Source organism: Parafrankia sp. FMc2, from assembly GCF_041008525.1.
Lineage (GTDB): Bacteria > Actinomycetota > Actinomycetes > Frankiales > Frankiaceae > Parafrankia.
In genome coordinates this window covers 14576-33393 of record NZ_JBFLUG010000085.1, presented here as the reverse complement: position 1 = coordinate 33393, position 18818 = coordinate 14576, and the positions used below count along the sequence as shown (strand labels likewise).

Sequence of the window (18818 nt, the reverse complement as noted above, 5' to 3'; positions counted from 1 at the left end):
CCTCAGCACCTCCACCACCCGGCGTACCGCGCCCACCACACCCACACCGCCCACCTCGAGCAGCACCGGAACCACAGCCGTGAACCACCCCACCGTCCGCGACAGATCCACCGCCGCGTCGCGCCCATGCCGCTCCACGTCGACCAGCACCCCGCCCGTGCCCGACGCCGTGCCCGCACCCGACTCCGGGCCTGACTCCGCACCCGGCTCCGGGCCCGCGGCGGTCCACCCGTCCAACGCCACCGCCAGCGCCCCCAGCAGCAGCTCCTCCACCCCGCACCCCAGCCACGGCGCCACGTCCACCAGCAACGACCGCGACACCACCACCGGAACCGACACCTCAAGCCGCCCCGCCGACCCCCACGTGTCACGCACCGGGTCGAGTGCCCGCGCACCCTGCCGAAGCACCGCACCCGGGCCCTCCGTGCCCGAACCAGCCCGCTTTCCCGCACCGCGGACGGCACCGGCCGCATCGCCACCGACAGCACCGGCTGCGCCAACGGCACCGGCGGCGAGCACCGCCCGCCAGTAGGGAAGCTCGTCGAGCAGCGCGGGGTCGTGGGCGCGTTCGGCCAGTGACCGGGCCCAGGCGCGCAGCGGCACACCCACCGGCGCGAGGCGCGCCTGGGCGCCCTCCTCACCCAGGGATTCCCACGCCTCGTACAGATCCGGCAGCAGGATCCGCCACGACACCCCGTCCACCGCGAGGTGATGGATCACCACCAGCAGCAGGCCGGCGGCGTCGCCCGCGTCGAACCAGACCACCCGCAGCATCCGGCCGCGTCCGGGGTCCAGCTCGCCGACCGCGCGGGCCGCCTGCCTGCGGATCTCGTCCGCGAGGTCGGACCCCGCCGCCAGGCCGGCGACGTCCACCCGCCGCACCTGCCCGGTGTCAGGCCCGGCTCCGGTTCCGACGCCGGCTCCGACGCCGCCCGGGTCGCGGTCGTCGGGTTCGTCGACGCGCAGCGCCCACACCCGTCCGTCGGCGGCCCGGGTGAGCCGCAGGCGCAGCGCGTCATGGTGCTCGACGAGCGCACGCACCGCGCCGCGGATCCGGTGCTCGCCCAGCCCCGCCGGCACCCGCAGCAGCATCGACTGCTGGAACTCGTCGGCCGGATCGGCCGGATCGGCCGGCCGCCGCGGCCCGTGCGGGCCGACCGCTCCCTCGGAGCGGGTGAGCTCGCGCAGCCAGTGCACGATCGGGGTGAGCGGCACCGGCCCGGCGCGCTCCCCGCTCCAGCCGCCCCCGGCATCGAGGGCGCGTGAGCCTGGTGAGTCAGCCGCACCCGCGGGCGCCGTGCCCGGGCCCGGGCCCGTGGTGGCCACGGCGACAGCGGCCAGGGCTTCGGCGGTGGGGTGCTCGAAGACGTCCCGTGCGCTGAGCATGAGGCCCGCCCGGCGGGCCCGGCTCACGAGCTGGATCGACAGGATGCTGTCGCCCCCAAGGGTGAAGAAGCTCTCCCCGGGCCCGACCACGGGCAGACCGAGCACCTCGGCGAAGATCCGGGCCAGCCGGGACGTCGGGCTGTCGGCCCCCTGCTGGCGCGCCGCCCCGACGGCCGGTTCCGGGCGGGCTGCCGTGACCGGCGCACGCCGCGGCTCGCCCGCGGACGCGGCGCCGGCGCCCGTCGGGCGCGAGGCCGCGGCCGCGGCGGGGGTCAGGCGGGCGAGGGCGGCGCGGTCGAGCTTGTGTGTCTCGGTCAGCGGCAGCCGGTCCAGCACCGTGAGCGAGGCCGGGACGAGATGGGCCGGCAGCGTGCCCGTCAGCGAGGTGCGCGCCGCGGCGAGGTCAGGCTCCCGGCCGGGTGCGGCGACGAGGTAGCCGGCGAGGCTGCGGGTGCCCGCCGGGCCGTCGACGGCGATGGCCGCCGCGTCGGCGACCCCCGGCAGCGCCGCCAGTGCCGCCTCGACCTCGCCGAGTTCCACCCGGAACCCGCGGATCTTCACCTGGTGGTCGTCACGGCCGACGAACTCCAGCTGCCCGGCGGAGTTCCAGCGGACGAGGTCCCCGGTGCGGTACATCCGCGTGCCCGGCCGGGCGGCGAAGGGGTCCGCCACGAAGGCGGCGGCGGTGGCGCCCGGAGCGCCGACGTACCCGCGGGCGAGCCCGCCGCCGCTGAGGTACAGCTCCCCGACGACACCGGCGGGCACCAGGCGCAGCGCGGCGTCCAGCACGTACACGCGGGCATCGGCCCGGGGCTGGCCGATGGGCACGCCGTGGCCCGCCGCGTCGAGGGCTGCCGGGCTGTCGAGCTGGGCGGCCGTCGCGAACACCGTGGCCTCGGTCGGGCCGTAGACGTCCGTCACCAGCAGGCCGGGGCAGTGCTCGAGGACGCGGCGCACCGCCGCCGTGGGCACCACATCGCCGCCGGCCAGCACCTCCCGCACCGTGGCGAGGGCGCGGGGGTCCTCCTCGGCGACGACCCGGAACAGCCCGGCGATGAGCAGCAGGCAGGTCACCTGGTGGACGCGGATGAGCCGGGCCAGTTCGGCCACGTCCGGCACGGTGTCACCGGCGAGCACCACGTCACCGCCGGTGAGCAGCGGCACCAGCACCTCGAGGGTGGTCCCGTCGAACCCGAAGGACGTGTGCGCGAGCATCCGCACCGGAGGTCCGGCGGACCAGCGGGGATCGGCCACCAGCCCGAGAACGCCGCGGTGGGTGACACCCACGCCCTTGGGCTCGCCGGTGGATCCGGAGGTGAACATGACGTAGGCGAGATCGTCCGGCCCGACCACGGCCCGCGCGGAGCCGCCACTCAGGCCGTGATCGGATCCCGGGGGCGCCCCGTCGCTCCGGCCGACCGCGCCGCCGAGCGTGTCGACCAGGACGCGGCGGTCCGCGGGAACCAGCGCCCCGGGCTCCCCCTCGCCGTCGGTCACCAGCGCTGACACGCCCGCCCGGTCCGCCACCCGCCGGATCCGCGCCTGCGGATGGCGCGGGTCGAGCGGGACGAAGGCTCCGCCGGCCCGCAGCACCGCGAGGAACGCGACGATCGCGGCCGGCACCCGGCCCGTGAGTACCGCGACCCGGTCGCCGCGCCGGACCCCGGCCGCCACGAGATGGTCGGCAAGCCGCTCCACGCGGGCCGCCAGGTCGGCATAGCTGAGCACACCGCCGTCGGCGTGCACCGCGGGCGCCTCCGGCCGGCTGGCCACCTGCGCGGCGAACGCCGCGGGCACCGAGGCCAGGGAGTCGAGTACCAGGGGGTCGGATGCCGGCCGCTGCTGCGGCGCGCCCGGACCGAGACCGCCGGCGTCCACGCCCCGGCCGGTGCCCAGGGCGAGCAGCGCGTCCCGCTCCTGCGGGCCGACGATCTCCAGGGCGCTGATCGGGCCGGTGGGCTGGTCGACCGCCGCGGTGAGCAGCCGGACGAGCCGCGCGGCCAGCGCCGCCACGGACGTCCGGTCGTACAGGTCGGTGGCGAAGTCGGCCTTGATGTCGATGCCGGCCGGCGTCCCGTCCGCGCCGCGGCGCTCGGTGACGGCGAACGACAGCTCGACCCGGGCCCCGCCGGCGGGCCCGGGCATCGGGTCACAGCTCAGGCCGGGCAGCACGAGCGCGCCGCCGTCCAGGTCCGGCTGACTGGCCAGGATCACCTGCACGAGCGGATGTCCCAGGCCGCCCCCGCGCATCGGTCCCCGCGCCGCCGGGCCGGCCGGGCCCACCGGGCCGGCCGCATCGGTCGGGCCGGTCGGGTCCGCGCCCAGCATCGCCACGACGCGGTCGAACGGGGTCTCCTGATGGGCCAGGTCGGCGAGGTCGGCGGCCCGTACCCGGTCGAGCAGCGCGGCGAACGAGACGTCCCCGCCGGTGTCGGTACGCAGGACCACCGTGTTGACGAAGCAGCCAACCAGCCCGTCGAGGGCGGCGTCGGTGCGCCCGGCGACCACCGTCCCGATCGGGATGTCGGTTCCCGCCCCGAGGCGGGTGAACAGGGCCGCGAGCGCGGCCTGCAGGGCCATGAACACGGTGGCCCCACGCGCCGCGCAGAGCTCGGCCAGCGCGGCGTGCACCGCGGCGGAGACGTCCACCCGCAGCGCGTCGCCGCGCCCGCTGGGCCGGTGTGGGAGCGGGCGGTCGGTGGGCAGGGCGATGCGCTGCGGCAGGCCGTCCAGACGGGCCCGCCAGTACGCCAGGTCACGCCCGGCCCGGGAGTCCGGATCGTCCTCGGCGCCCAGCAGCGCGCGGTGCCAGGCGGTGTAGTCGGTGTAGCGGACGGACGGCGCGGCGAGCCCGGGGTCCCGGCCGGCGTGGCGGGCGGTGTAGGCCGTCGCCAGGTCGGCGGCGAGCGGCCCCATCGAGTACCCGTCCGCGGCGATGTGGTGCACCACCAGCAGAAGCACGTGGTCGGCGGCGGTCAGGGAGAACAACTGGGCGCGTACCGGCGCGGCCTCGGCCAGGTCGAAGGGTGTCACGACAGCGTCGCGCAGCGCGCCGGGCAGGCCCGCCTCGTCCACCCGGGCGACGCTGAGCCCGGGCCACGAGTCGTCCGGCGGAGCGACCCGCTGGCGCGGCTCGCCGTCGACGTCCGGATAGCTGGTTCGCAGGACGTCGTGCCGAGCGCACACGTCGGCGACGGCGGCACGCAGCGCGGCCACGTCGAGCCGCCCGCGCAGCCGCAGCACGACCGGCAGGTGGTAGGCCGGTTGCCGGCCCTGTTCCAGCTGGTGGACGAACCAGAGCCGCCGCTGCGCCGGGGACAGCGGCACGGCGGCGTCCTGCTCGGCGGGGCCCTCCTGGCCGGGGCCCTGCTGGCCGGGGCCCTGCTCGGCGGGGTCGAGCCGCCGCAGCGGGGGCCGGGCCGGATCCGCGGGGCACTGCCCGGCCGGTCCCGGCTGCCCGTCGCCGGTGGCGGCGTCGATCAGGCCGGCGAGGCCGGCGACGGTCGGCGCATCGAACACGGCCCGCACCGGCAGGTCGACGCCCAGCTCGGCCCGCACCCGGTTCACCAGCGCGACCGCGAGCACGGAATGCCCGCCCAGGTCGAAGAACCCCTCGTCGACGCCGAGCGGGGCCCGCGCCCCGGCCCCGTCACCGTCATCGGCCCCGCTATCGGCCCCGCCGGGAGGTCGCTCACCGCCGGAGCGGGTTCCGGCCAGTCCGAGGACGTCCGCGAAGGCGGCGGCGAGAGCGCGCTCCCGCTCGGTGGCCGGGGCCCGGCCCCGCGCGGGCCCGGCACGCCGCCCGTCCGCGGCGGGGACGTCGAGCGCGGCCAGCGCGGCGCGGTCGAGTTTGCCGCGGGAGGTGCGCGGCAGCGCGTCCAGGACGACGACTGCCGAGGGAACCATGTAGCCCGGGAGCCTCATGGCGGCATGCGCCCGGATCCGCGCCGCGGCGGTGGTGGTGATGGTGGTCGTGGTGAGCTCGTCTGCGGGCTCGGCTGCGGGCTCAGCGGCCGGGTCCGCGGTCGGATCCGCGGCTGCCTGTGAGTCCGGCAAGGTCACGAAGGCGACCAGGTGACCGCCGCCCGGGCCGCAGTCGTCGCCGCGCACCGTCACGGCCGCCTCACCGACACCGGGCGCCGCGGCGAGGACCGCCTCGATCTCGCCCGGCTCCACCCGGTGACCGCGGATCTTGACCTGGCGGTCGAGCCGGCCCAGGTACTCCAGCCGGCCGTCCCGGCCGCGTCGGACGCGGTCCCCGGTGCGGTACATCCGGTCGCCGGTGTCCGCGACCTCGGCGGTGAAGGGGTCGGCGACGAACCGGGAGGCGGTCAGGCCGGCGCGGCCGAGGTAGCCCCGGGCCAGCTGGACTCCGCCCAGGTAGAGCTCGCCGGGCGCACCGGGCGGCACCGGCCGCAACGCCGCGTCCAAGACGTATGCGCGGTTGCCGGGCAGGGCGGTTCCCAGCTCGGCGCCACGCTCGCCGAGCGGGCCGGCCACCGACCACACCGTGGTCTCGGTCGGCCCGTAGAGCTGGACGGGCGGCGCGCCCGCGGCGAGCGTGCGCAGCCCGGCCGCGGTCCGGTCGGGCAGCGCCTCCGCACCGACGAGAATCCGCACGTCGGGCGGAAGCGTGCCGCGCATCAGCAGCGCCGCCCAGGTCGAGGGCGTGGCATGGATGACGGTCACGCCGGTCCGGGCGGCCAGCGCGGCGAGTTCCGCCGGGTCGCGGGCGACGTCCCGGTCGACCATCACCACCGCCGCGCCGTGGATCAGCGGCAGGTACAGCTCGGGCACGGCCATGTCGAACGCGACGGTCGCCAGCGCCGTCATCCGGTCACCCGCTCCGAGCGGCACCAGTGCGCTCATGCCGGCGAGCAGGTTCGCGAGCGCCCCGTGGGTGACGACAACGCCCTTGGGCTCCCCGGTCGTGCCCGACGTGTAGATGACGTAGGCGGGATGCCGCGGGTCGGGAACCGGCAGTTCCCGGGCGTCCTCGTCCGTCCGGGCGTCCTCGTCCGTCCCGGTGGGCGGGTCGCCGTCCGTTCGGGCGATGCTCCCGTCGGCGCCCGGGACGTCGAGCAGCACCACCGTGGCGGCCAGCCCGTGGCGGATCTCCGTGGCGCACCCGGCGGTCGTGACCAGGCAGACCGGCGCCGCGTCGGCAAGCATCCGCCGCATCCGCTCGGGTGGCGCCTCGGGATCGACCGGCAGGTAGGCGGCGCCCGAGCGCAGCACGGCCAGCAGGGACGTCAGCAGCTCCGGTGAGCGCGGCAGCACGACCGCGACGATCGTCTCCGGACCGGCGCCGAGCGCGGCCAGTCGGTGCGCCAGATCCTCGGCCCGCGCCCACAGCCGCGCGTAGGACACGACACGATCGCCGTGGAGGACGGCGGGGGCGTGCGGCGTCCGCCGGGCGCACCGCGCGACGCGCGCGGGCAGCAGCTCTCCCGGTGCGGCCACGTCGGACGCCGCGGACCCCATGCCCACCGCGGGCGGAGGCCCGTCCAGCAGCGCACGTCGCTCGCCCGGCGCGAGGATGTCGAGGTCACCGAGGCGGGTGGCCGGCCCCGCGACCGCCGCCCGCAGCAACCGCAGCAGCCGGTCGGCCAGACTCTGGACGCTCTCCTGGCCGAACAGCGCGGTGTCGAACTCGATCCGTCCCTCGATGACGCCCGGGCCACCGCCCTCCCCCGCGGTGCCGGCGTCCTCGGCGGTGCCGGCGTCCTCGGCGTCGCCCGCGCCCGAGGTGATCCGGTCGGCGTCCCAGAACGCGACGATCAGGTCCATCCGCGCGGCCCGAGAGCCAGGCGCCTGCGGGCGCACGGTCAGGCCCGGGAGGTCGAACCGCGTGCCGGGCGCGTTGTCGTAGGTGATCATCGTCTGGAACAGGGGGTGCCGCCCGGCCGCCCGCGGCGGGTTGAGCAGCTCGACGACCCGGTCGAACGGCAGTTCCTGGTGCGCGTGCGCGGCGAGGTCGGTCTCCCGCACGCGCCGCAGCAGCTCCGCGAAGCTCGGGTCGCCGCCGGTGTCGCTGCGCAGGACGAGCGTGTTGACGAAGCAGCCGACCAGGTCGCGCAGCTCGGGCTCGGAGCGGCCGGCGACGGCGGTCCCGAGGGGGATGTCGGTGCCCGCCCCGAGCCGGGTGAGCAGTCCGGCGAGCGCGGCCTGCAGGACCATGAACACGGTGCCGCCGTGCGCCGCCGCCAGCGCCGCCAGGTCGGCGCGAAGTCCCGCGTCGATGCGCAGGCGCACCTCGCCCCCGCCCCCGGAGCCGCCCGGCTCGCCCACCGACCGGCCGCGCGGCCGGTCGGTGGGCAGCTCGATCTCGGCCGGCAGGTCGGCCAGCTGGGCGCGCCAGTAGCCGGCCAGCCGGGTCTCGGCAGGCCCGCCCGGCCGCAGCAGATCCTCCTGCCACAGCGCGTAGTCGGCGTACTGGACGGGCAGCGGCGCCCAGCGCGGCCCGGTTCCGCCGGCCCGGGCGGTGTACGCGCCGACGAGGTCACGGACCAGCGCCGCGATCGACCAGCCGTCCGCGGCGATGTGGTGGACCACCCAGGCGAGCAGGTGCCGCTCGGGGCCCAGGGCACGCACCGCCGCCCGCACCGGAAGGTCACGGGCCAGGTCGAACGGCCGGCTGAGGAACTCCGCCGGACCGGTGTCCGGAAGGACGTCCAGTGCCTGGGCGAGCAGCGGTGACGTGACCGGGAGGATGCGCTGCGTCGGAGCGCCGGCGGGGTCGTCCGCGGCGTCGGCGTAGACGGTGCGCAGAACCTCGTGGCGGGCGAGGACGTCGGCGAGAGCGGCGCGCAGCGCGCCGACGTCGAGCGGGCCGTCGATCTCGACGACGGCCGGGAGGTGGTAGGTCGGCCGTCCACCGTCGAGTCGGCGCAGGAACCACAACCGCCGCTGGGCCGCCGACAGCGGCACCTGCTCCGGACGCGCGGACGCCACCAGGGCGGGACGCTCCGTCCCCGCCGCGGGCAGGTGGTCGTCGAGCAGCGCGGCGAGTTCGCGCGGGGTCGGCGCCTCGAAGACAGCCCGCAGTTCCAGGTCGATGCCGAGCTCCCGGCGCACCCGTCCGACCAGGGCGGTCGCCAGCAGCGAGTGGCCGCCGAGGGCGAAGAACCCGGCGTCGGCCGCGACCGACGGCAGCCCGAGCACGTCGGCGAACAGCGCGCACAGAGCGCGCTCGCGCGCCGTGGCCGCCGAGGCGCCCCCGGACGAGGCGGTCAGGTCGGGCTCGGGCAGGCGGGCCCGGTCCACCTTCCCGTTCGGGGTGCGCGGCAGCGCGTCCACGACCATGACGAGCGCCGGAACCAGATGCGCGGGCAGGGTCGCCGCCAGTGCCCGCCGCAACCCCGCCGGCTCCGGAGCGGCCGGCACCGGAACAGCCGGTACCGCGGCAGCCGGGGCGACGTAGGCGATGAGGCGGGCGTCGGCCGCTCCGGCCCGGTGCACCACGACCGCGGCCGCCCCGACCTCGGGCAGCGCCGCCAGCGCGGCCTCCACCTCACCCGGTTCCACCCGGTAGCCGCGGATCTTCACCTGGTCGTCGGCCCTGCCGTGGAACTCCAGCGTGCCGTCGGCGCGCCGGGCCGCCAGGTCACCGGTGCGGTACAGGCGGGTACCGGCCGGGCCGTGCGGATCGGCGACGAACCGCTCGGCGGTCGCGGCCGGCGCACCGAGGTAGCCACGGGTCACGCCGGTACCGGCCAGGTACAGCTCCCCGACAACACCGGACGGCGTCGGCCGCAGCCAGCGGTCCAGCACCTGCGCCCGGACGCCGGGTACCGGACGCCCGATCGGAACCCGGTCCGCCGATCCAGCCGCACCGACCGGGTGGTAAAGCGCGCTCATGGTCGTCTCGGTCGGGCCGTACTGGTTGACCACCCGGGCCGGGCCGAGTACCGGCACCGGGCTCAGGTGGGTCCCGGTCAGCGCCTCGCCGCAGGTCATGATCACCCGGAGGTCCGGGCGGGCCTGCGGGTCCGCGGCGCGGGCCGCTGCGCAGAGCGCGGTGAGCATCGCCGGCACGACGGACAACAGGACGTCCACCCGGTGCCGGTGCAGCGCGGTGACCAGCGCCGCCGGGTCGCGCGCGGCGTCCGGTGCGACGAGGACGACCCGGCCGCCGGTGCTCAGCGGCCCGAAGATGTCGCGGACCGACGGGTCGAACGACACCGAGGCGAGGTTGAGCACGGCGGTGCCCGGCAGCAGCGGCACCGTCTCCGCGAGATAGCGCAGGTAGGAGACCACCCCACGGTGCGGGACGACCACGCCCTTGGGACGCCCCGTCGACCCCGAGGTGAAGATGACGTAGGCCGGATGATCGGCGCGGGCCGGCCCCCCCGGCACGCTCGGCGCACCTGGCGCACCTGGCGCACCTGGGCCGTCGGCGTCGGTCGGTCGCGGCTCGACGTCCACCAGCAGTCGGGGAAGGTCGCGCGCGGGCAGCGTCGGGCCTACAGCCGTGGTGGTGATGATCGCCGAGGCCTCGGACTGCCCGAGCATCGCGGCGATGCGGGCCTGCGGATAGTCCGGGTCGACCGGCAGGTAGGCGGCACCGGTACGGTGCACCGCGCACAGCCCGACCACGAGGTCCACCGACCGCGGGACGGCCACCGCGACGACCCGTTCCGGTCCGGCGCCGTGCGCGCGGAGCCGGGCGGCCAGCGTGCCGGCCCGGGCATCGAGCTCGCGGTAGGTCAGTGCTTCCTCGCCGCATTCGACGGCGATCAGGTCCGGATACCGGCGGATCATCGCCGCCACCAGCTCCGCGACGGTCTCCGGCTCCGGCTCCGAGGCCGGCGCAGGGTCCGGCAGAGGTGCCGGCGCTGGCGGGAGGGCGGGCGCCGGGAGCGTGGTGAGCGGGGCGCGCTCGTCGGGCAGCAGCAGGTCCAGCTCACCGACGGGCTGGTCGAGGCCGGCGGCGAACGCGGTGAGCACCGCGAGGAAGCGGGCGAGGGTGCGGTCGGCCTCCGCGGGGTCGACGGCGTCGGTGCGGCACCCGACCACCACCTGCAGTCGGTCACCGGGTGTCACCGAGACGCGCAGCGCGTAGTGGGTCGACCCGCTGGACGTCGCGTCGGTGACCCGCAGCCCGCCGATCTCGGCGAATGCGGCCGGGTCGATCGGGAAGTTCTGGAACACGACCATGGTGTCGGCGAGCGCACCCTGCCCGGCGAGCCGCTGGATCTCGGCCAGGCCCAGGTGGGTGTGCTCGACCAGCCCGGCCTGCTCCCGCTGGATGCCGGTGAGCAGGTCGGCCACGGACTCGTCGGGCCGGGTGCGGATCCGCACCGGCTGGGTGTGCAGGAACATGCCGATCATGGAGTCGGATCCGCGCAGCGCGGCGGGCCGCCCCGCGACCGGCGACTCGAACACGACGTCGTCCCGGCCGGTGAGCGCGCCGAGGACCAGCGCCCAGGCGCCCCGCACCGCGGTGTTCATCGTCAGCCCACGCCGGCGGACCTCGTCGCTCAGGGCCTCGGTGGCCGGCGCCGGGAGGTACGCCTCGATCATCTCGGTGCGGCGCAGGCCGCCAGGGCCGCCTGCCCCGAGCCGGGTGGGGCCGTCCAGGCCCGCGAGCGCGGTCCGCCAGGCCTCCCGGGCGGCGTCGCGGTCCTGGCGTTCCAGCCAGCGCAGGTAGTCGGTGAACGGCGGCACCGGCTCAAGCGGCGCGTCGGCGTCGTCGTGCAGCATGAACAGCTCGGCGAGCAGCAGCGGCATCGACCAGCCGTCCAGCAGGACGTGGTGATGGGTGAACAGCAGGCAGTGCCGGCGCTCGCCGACACGGGCGAGCAGAACCCGCATCAGCGGCGGTCGGGACGGGTCGAACGCCGTGGTCCGCTCGGTACGGGCGAGCCGGGCCAGCCGCTCGTCCTGCTCGGCGGCAGGCAGGGCCCGCAGGTCCTCGGTCTCCCAGGCGGGCCGTGCGCCGTCGACGACCACCTGCACCGCGCGCCCGGAGGCCAGCTCGGCGACCGCGACCCGCAGGTTCGGATGGCGGCGCAGCACCCGCCCCAGCGCCCACCGCAGCCGGCCGGCGTCCAGATCGCCCTCGACAACCAGGCGGAACTGCATGAGATACGTCCCCGGCGCGGCGCGCTCGTACCGGGTCTGGAACACGACGCCCTGCTGCGCGGGCGACAGCGGCAGGACGTCCACCAGCCGCGGATGGGCGGCCTCGAGCGCGGCTACGTCGGCGGCCTCCACCACGACCAGCGGGAAGTCGTCAGGCCCGCGCCGCCCCGCGGGCCGCTCCCCGGCATCCGACACCACGTCCGACATCACGTCCGACGCCGCATCCGACACGCGGTCCGGCACGGCGTCCGACAGGACGTCCGCCGACGCCGCCGACACCACCGGAACGTCCCCCGCGGTCTCGCCCGGGCCGGCGGACGGGGAGACCGTGGCGACGGCGGCGAGTTCGACCACGCTCGGATGCTGGAAGACCTGTTGGAGCGTGATCTCCACACCGGCCTCGACGGCGCGGCTGACGAGCCTGATCGCCAGGATGCTGTCCCCGCCGAGGACGAAGAAGCTCTCCTGCAGGTCGAACCGGGACAGACCCAGCAGCTCCGTGAAGATCTCCGCGAGGTGGTGTTCCACCGGGGTACGCGGCCGCGGGATGTGCAGCTCACCGGCCCGCCCGGGATCGGACGACTCCGCGGTGCCGCCGCCCTCGCCGTCACCGGAACGGTCCGGTTCACCGCCGCCGCCACCAGCCGCCGACGGCGCGGGCAGGGCCGCCCGGTCGATCTTGCCGCTGGGGGTGAGCGGGAACGCCGGCACGGCGACGAACAGCGCCGGGACCATGTGCTCGGGCACCCGCGCGGCAACCTGTGCGCGCAGGCCGGGAACGTCCAGCCCGCTCCCGGCCGTGGCCGGGACAATGTAGGCGACCAGCCGGCGGTGCCCGGACGGATCCGCGACCGCGGTGACGACCGCCCGCGCCACCTGCGGCGACGCGGCGAGCACCGCCTCGATCTCGCCGGGTTCGACCCGGAATCCGCGCACCTTCAGCTGGTGGTCGGTGCGGCCCAGGTACTCCAGCGCGCCGTCGGGAAGACGGCGGACCAGGTCCCCGGTGCGGTACAGCCGCGCGCCGGGCGGTCCGAGCGGGTCGGCGACGAACCGCTGCGCCGTCAGACCGGGCCGGCGCAGGTAGCCGCGGGCCAGCTGCACCCCGCCGAGGTAGAGCTCCCCGGGCACCCCGGGCGGCACCGGACGCAGCGCGTCGTCGAGGACCTGCGCGCGGGTGTTCCAGACCGGGCGTCCGATGGGCACGCCGCCGACGGCCGGAAGCCCGTCCGCGGCAGGCGGAAGCCCGTCCGCGGCAGGCAGGACCGGCCAGGCGGTGACGTCGACGGCGGCCTCGGTCGGCCCGTAGAGGTTGTGCAGGGCGACCCGCACGGTCCCCGCGGACGGACCGGCGCCGCCGGGCGGGTTGAACGTGTCGTGGAAACGTGCGGCGAGGGCGGCGGTCAGGGCCTCGCCGCTGCACAGCACCGCCCGCAGGGCGTCACCGGGCCGCGTCCCCAGGCCGGCGCGGACGGCGGCCGGGTCGTCCAGGAAGGCGGCGAGCATCGACGGGACGAAGTGGACGACCGTGATCCCCGCTGACCGGATGAGGCCGGCCAGGTAGCCGGGGTCGCGGTGGCCGTCCGGGCGCGCGAGGACGAGACCCGCGCCGCCGACGAGCGGCCAGAACAGCTCCCAGACCGACACGTCGAAACTGATCGGGGTCTTCTGCAGCACCCGGTCGGCAGGGGTGAGCCCGAACGCGGCCGTCATCCAGCGCAGCCGGTTGACGATCGCCTCGTGGGACACGACCACGCCCTTCGGACGTCCCGTCGAGCCGGAGGTGTAGATCACGTAGGCCGGCTGCCGCCGGTCGGTGCGCACGAGGCCGGGCTCAGAGGATGCCGGGAATGCCGTCGAGCCGGCGGGGGCGTCCAGCGGCACGCCGTGGCGGTCGAGCGCCAGCACGGGCAGACCGAGGCCGGTGATCGCGGCGGCGAGGGAACCGGGCCCGGTGATGAGCTCCCGGGTGGTCAGCACCGCGCAGGCGCCGCTGTCGCGCAGCATGTGGTCGATCAGGTCGTCCGGGTAGGACGGGTCGAGCGGCAGGTAGGCCGCCCCCGTCTCGAGGACCGCGCGCAGCGCCACCAGCAGCGCGACGGAGCGGGGCAGCGCGACCGCGATGATCCGTTCCGGACCGGCGCCGGACGCGCGCAGCCGGCCCGCGAGCTGCCGGGCGCGCCGTCCGAGCTCCGCGTGGTCGACGACCGTCCGCCCGGCGATGACCGCCGGCGCGTCCGGGGTGCTCGTCTCCCGCTCCCGCAGCAGGCCGATCAGCGTGTCCGCGGTGTCTGACGGGTGCGGCACAGGCGCGCCGTGCCAGTCGCCGAGCAGCCCGGCGTGCTCGGCGGGGCTCAGGATGTCGAGAGCGCCGATCGGCAGGTCGGGCCGGGCGGCAGCCGCCTCGAGCAGCCGGCCGAGGCGTTCGACGAGAGTCTCGACTGTGCGCCGGTCGAACAGGTCGGTGGTGTACTCGACGAACCCGTCCACCCCGGCCGGTGTACCGTCCCGGCCCCGGCGCTCGACGGCGTTGACGAACAGGTCGAACTTGGCTGTCTCCACCGGTGGGGCCACGAGCTCCGCGGTGACGCCGGGCAGGTCCAGCGCCTCGGCGGTGAGCATCGGCTGGCCGGCCAGCATGACCTGGAACAGCGGGTGGCGTGCCAGCGAGCGGGGGACGGCGAGCTCGTCCACGAGCCGTTCGAAGGGGACACGACCGTGGGCGTAGGCGGCCAGGTCGGTGTCGCGCACCTGGGCCAGCAGCGCCGCGAAGTCCGGGTCGCCGCCGGTGTCGACCCGCACGACCAGGGTGTTGACGAAGAATCCGACGAGGCCTTCGAGGGCCGTGTCGGTGCGCCCGGCCTCGGCCGCGCCCAGCGGGATGTCGGTGCCGGCGCCCAGCCGGGTGAGCAGTGCCGCGAGGCCGGCCTGCAGCGCCATGAACACTGTCGCGCCCTGCGCGCGGGCCACCCGCGCCAGGCCGGCGTGCAGGTCGGCGGACAGCGTGAACGCGACCTTGGCTCCGCCGCCACTGGCCACCGCCGGACGCGGCCGGTCCGCCGGCAGGGCGAGGCAGTCCGGGGCCCCGGCCAGCCGTTCGCGCCAGTAGGCGACGTCACGGGCGACGAGGCCTCCCGGCCCGGGCGGCACGACGCCCGGAACGGGACCGGTACCCGGCAGGGGAACCGCGTCCGGGCCGGGGGTGGCGTCCGCAAGCAGGTCGCGCTGCCACAGGGTGTAGTCGGCGTACTGGACGGGCAGCGGATCCCAGTCGGGGGCTGTGCCGGCGCGGCGGGCCCGGTAGGCCGACGAGAGGTCGGCGGCCAGCGGGCCCATCGACCAGCCGTCCCCCGCGATGTGATGGAGGACCAGGACCAGCACATGCTCGTCCGGGCCGATCCGGACCAGCTCGACGCGCAACGGTGGCGAGACTCCCAGGTCGAAGCGGCGCCGGATCGCGGCCCGCACCAGCGGCGGCACCTCGTCCGGGCGTGCCGTTCGGACGTCCACGTCGGGCGTGCCCGCCACCGGCTCCAGGACGAGCTGGCGGGGCTGGCCGCCCTCGTCCGGGAACACGGTGCGCAGTGCTTCGTGCCGGGTGACGACGTCCACGAGCGCGACCCGCAGCGCGTCGGCGTCGAGCGCGCCGCGCAGACGCAGCACGAACGGCATGTGGTAGACGGGCGCGGCGTCCGCCGGCTCCAGCCGGTGCAGGAACCACAGCCGCCGCTGCGCGGGGGACAACGGCAGCGGGTCGGGCCGCGGCAGCCGCCTGACCAGGACGGGAAGCGATCCCACCGGGGCCGGCGCGACCGCGGGTCCCGTCGCGGAGTCTGCGGTGACGTCGCCCGCGATGGTGGTTTTCCCGGCGGCTTCTGCCGCGGTCGTTCTCGCGGCGGATGCCGCCGCGGCAGGTGCCGCCGCGGCGATCGCGCCCTGGATGGTGGTGATGCGCGCGGCCAGGGCGGCCGGGGTGGGCGCGTCGAAGATCTCGCGCAGCGGCAGGTCCACCCCGAAGGCGGTCCGCAGGCGGTTGGCCAGCCGGCCCGCCACCAGCGAGTGGCCTCCGAGGTCGAACAGGTTGTCCTCGGCCCCGACCGGCGGGTGCGCGCCGTCGGTCGGAAGGCCCAGCAGCTCGGCGAACAGCTCACACAGCGCCGCCTCCAGCGGCGTGCGCGCGGCACCGGCCGCACCGCCCCCCGCCGCGCTGTCCACCGGCACGACGGCCTCGGTTCCATCCGTACCCGAGCCCGCTACTCCCCCACCGGGCTTGGGGTTGGAGAGCCGGGGACCCGCGGCAGCGTCGGCGCGGGCCAGCGCAACCCGGTCCAGCTTGCCGTTGGGCGTCGTCGGCAGGGCGGCCACCGCCACAACCGTGCCGGGCACCATGTAGTCGGGCAGAACCGCGGCGGCGCGGGAGCGTACGTCGGTGGTGTCGATCAGGTCCGGGTCGACGTCGGCGGAGGGGACGACGAAGGCGACGAGCCGGTGCGACCCGCCAGGCTCCGCCCGGCCGACGACGACGGCCCGTCCCACCGCCGGATGCGTCGCGAGAGCCGCCTCGACCTCGGCGGGTTCCACCCGGAAGCCGCGGATCTTGAGCTGCTCGTCGGCGCGGCCCAGGTATTCCAGCACGCCGTCGGCACGCTGGCGCACCAGGTCACCGGTCCGGTACATCCGTTCGCCGGGCGGGCCGTACGGATCGGCGACGAACCTGCCCGCGGACAGTCCAGGCCGCCGCAGGTACCCCAGCGCCAGCCCGGCTCCCGCCACGTAGAGCTCACCTGCCCGCGCCGGCGGCACCGGGCGCAGCGCCCCGTCCAGCACGTACGCCCGGGTGTTGCGCAGCGGCCTGCCGATCGGCGGCGCAACGGCCGCAGTACCGGTGCCGACGGTGTCACCGGCGTCGGCGTCGAGTCCGGTCAGCGGCGCTGACAGGGACCAGACCGTCGTCTCCGTGGGCCCGTAGAGGTTGATCACGGCGCGGCCGAGCCGTGCCATCCGGGCCGCGAGGTCCGCCGGCAGTGCCTCTCCGCCGACCAGCATGCGCAGGCGGCGCAGCGGAGAGTCCCCGGCCTCGGCGCCGGGGGTGTCCAGCAGGGCCTGCCACAGCGACGGCGTCGCCTGGAGGGCGGTGGCACCCGACACGTGGATCAGGCGCAGCAGCGCCGTCTGGTCGCGCACGGTCTCGCGGTCGGCGAGAACGACCGCGGCGCCGCACAGCAGCGGCGCGAACATCTCGAGCGCGGCGATGTCGAACGAGACGGTGGTGACGGCCACCAGCCGGTCGTCCGGGCACAGCGGCGCGATGTCCGCCACCGCCGCCAGGAGGTTCGCGAGCGCGCCGTGCGACACCACGACGCCCTTGGGCCGGCCGGTTGTGCCGGAGGTGTAGAGCACGTAGGCGGGTGCGTCCGGCGCGGGCCGCCGGGGCGGACGCAGGTCCGCGGCCGTGGCGGAGTCCGCGCCCCCGGCCTCCGCCGGATCGTCGAGGACGAGCCAGGCCGGACCCGCCGGACCCGCCAGATCTGCCGGCCCCGGGCCCGGGGCCAGGCCGGCGGCGGTGGCGGCGGAGGCCAGGACGCAGGCGGGTGCGGCGTCGTCCAGCAGCTGGCGGACCCGTTCGGTGGGCAGGTCCGGATCGACCGGGACGTAGGCGGCGCCGGCACGCAGCACCGCCAGCAGCGCCGCCGGCAGGTCGGACGTCCGGTGCAGCACAACGGCGACCCGGTCACCCGGACCGGAACCCGCGCGGGCCAGGCGGGCGGCGATCTGCTCGACCCGATCGGCCAGCTGCCGGTAGGTCACTGTGTCGTCCCCGGTGTCGCCCCCGATCATGGCGGCGGTCACGGCCACCGCGTCCGGGGTGCGGACCGCCTGCGCGGCGAAGCGCTCGGGCAGCGACGCCCGTGGTGGAGCCTCCGTGTGGTTCCACGAGGTCAGCGCCCGGAACCGCTCCGCCGGGGTGACCAGGTCGACCGACCCGATCCTCCGGTCGCCGCCAGCAGCCGCAGCGCCCACGGCAGCATCCGCGGCGCCGTCCGCGGGAAGGCCCAGCAGCGCGCCGAGGAAGTCCCGCAGCCGGCGCTCGTGGGCGGCGACCTCGGCCGCGCCGTACCGGGACGGGTTGGCGTTGATGTCGACCCGCAGCAGGTCCCCGCCGCCGGGCCGACCGCCGTAGCAGGCGATCTCCAGGTCCTCGACCGGTCCGTTCGACAGGATGCGCATCACCCCGCGGGCGGCGCCGAGATCGAGCACGTAGTCGAACGGCATGATGTTCACGGTCACGCCGTAGGGACGCCGGGCCGCCCCCACCCGGCCCAGATCGCGTTCGAGGTCCTCGTGCCGGTGGCGCTGGTGGCGCAGCAGGTCCCGAACCGCGCCGGACGCCTGTGCGGTCAGCTCCACCAGGGTCATGCCCGGATGCACCGCCAGCCGCAGCGGCAGCACGTTCGCGACGGTCCCGGGCACCGACTCGACCTCGGGTGTGGTGCGGGCCGGCACCGGGAAGCCGAGCAGGATGTCGCGGGCGTCGGTCATCCGGTGCACGTACGCGGCGACGGCGGCGGTGAACGCGCGCGGCCAGCTGGTCCTCGCCCGGCGGGCGACCGCGCGCAGCGCCGGTTCGAGGCCGGGGCTGACCGTCATCGGATGGCGGTGCGGGGCCCCTGCCGCCGGGTCGGCGCGGCTGGTGAGGCCCGCCGGTTCCGGGCGGTCGGCCAGCAGCGCCCGCCACCAGTCCCGGTCGGCGCCGAACTCGGCGGAGGTCCGGTAGGCGCTCTCGGCGTCCAGCAGGGTCCGAAGCCCCGACCCGCCTGCGGTGCCGGGGTCGCCCACGGGGACGTCCGTGCCGGTGAGCAACGCGCGGTAGTGGTCGGCGGTGCGGCGGGCGAGCGCCGGCCCGCCATAGCCGTCAGTGATCAGATGGTGCACGCACACGTACCACCGATGCCGGCCCGCTCCGAGGTGCAGCAGCGCGCAGGTGACGTGCGGCGGCACACCGAGGGGGCGCACGCGGGCCATGTCGGCCCGCATCCACGCCAGCGAGGCGGCCTCCGGGTCGGCCTCGGCGCCGAAGTCGCCGCGGCTCAGCTCCCACGGCCCGATCGGCTCGACCCGCTGGCGGGGTTCGCCGTCGACCTCGAACACCCGGACCCGGGTGGTGTCGAATTCCTGCATGCACCGGCGAATGGCCTCGGCGAACAGCTCCGCGTCGATCGGCCCGTCGATGTCGACGTACAGCCCGACGTTGTAGGCGGGGTTGTCCGGGTCGATCAGCTGGCCGAACCAGATGCTCGTCTGGCCGGCGGTCAGGGGCAGCGAGTCGACATGGTCGGAACGCACTG

The 18818-nt window shown here is 76.5% G+C and carries 1 protein-coding gene; it reads right to left on the bottom strand.

Annotation, left to right across the window (positions count from 1 at the left end; all coding sequences use genetic code 11):
• Positions 1 to 18816 (bottom strand): amino acid adenylation domain-containing protein (locus tag AB1460_RS24360; protein ID WP_368964383.1); only part of this gene is annotated, 18816 nt, incomplete at its 3' end.
• Between the last annotated feature and the right edge of the window lie 2 nt (positions 18817 to 18818).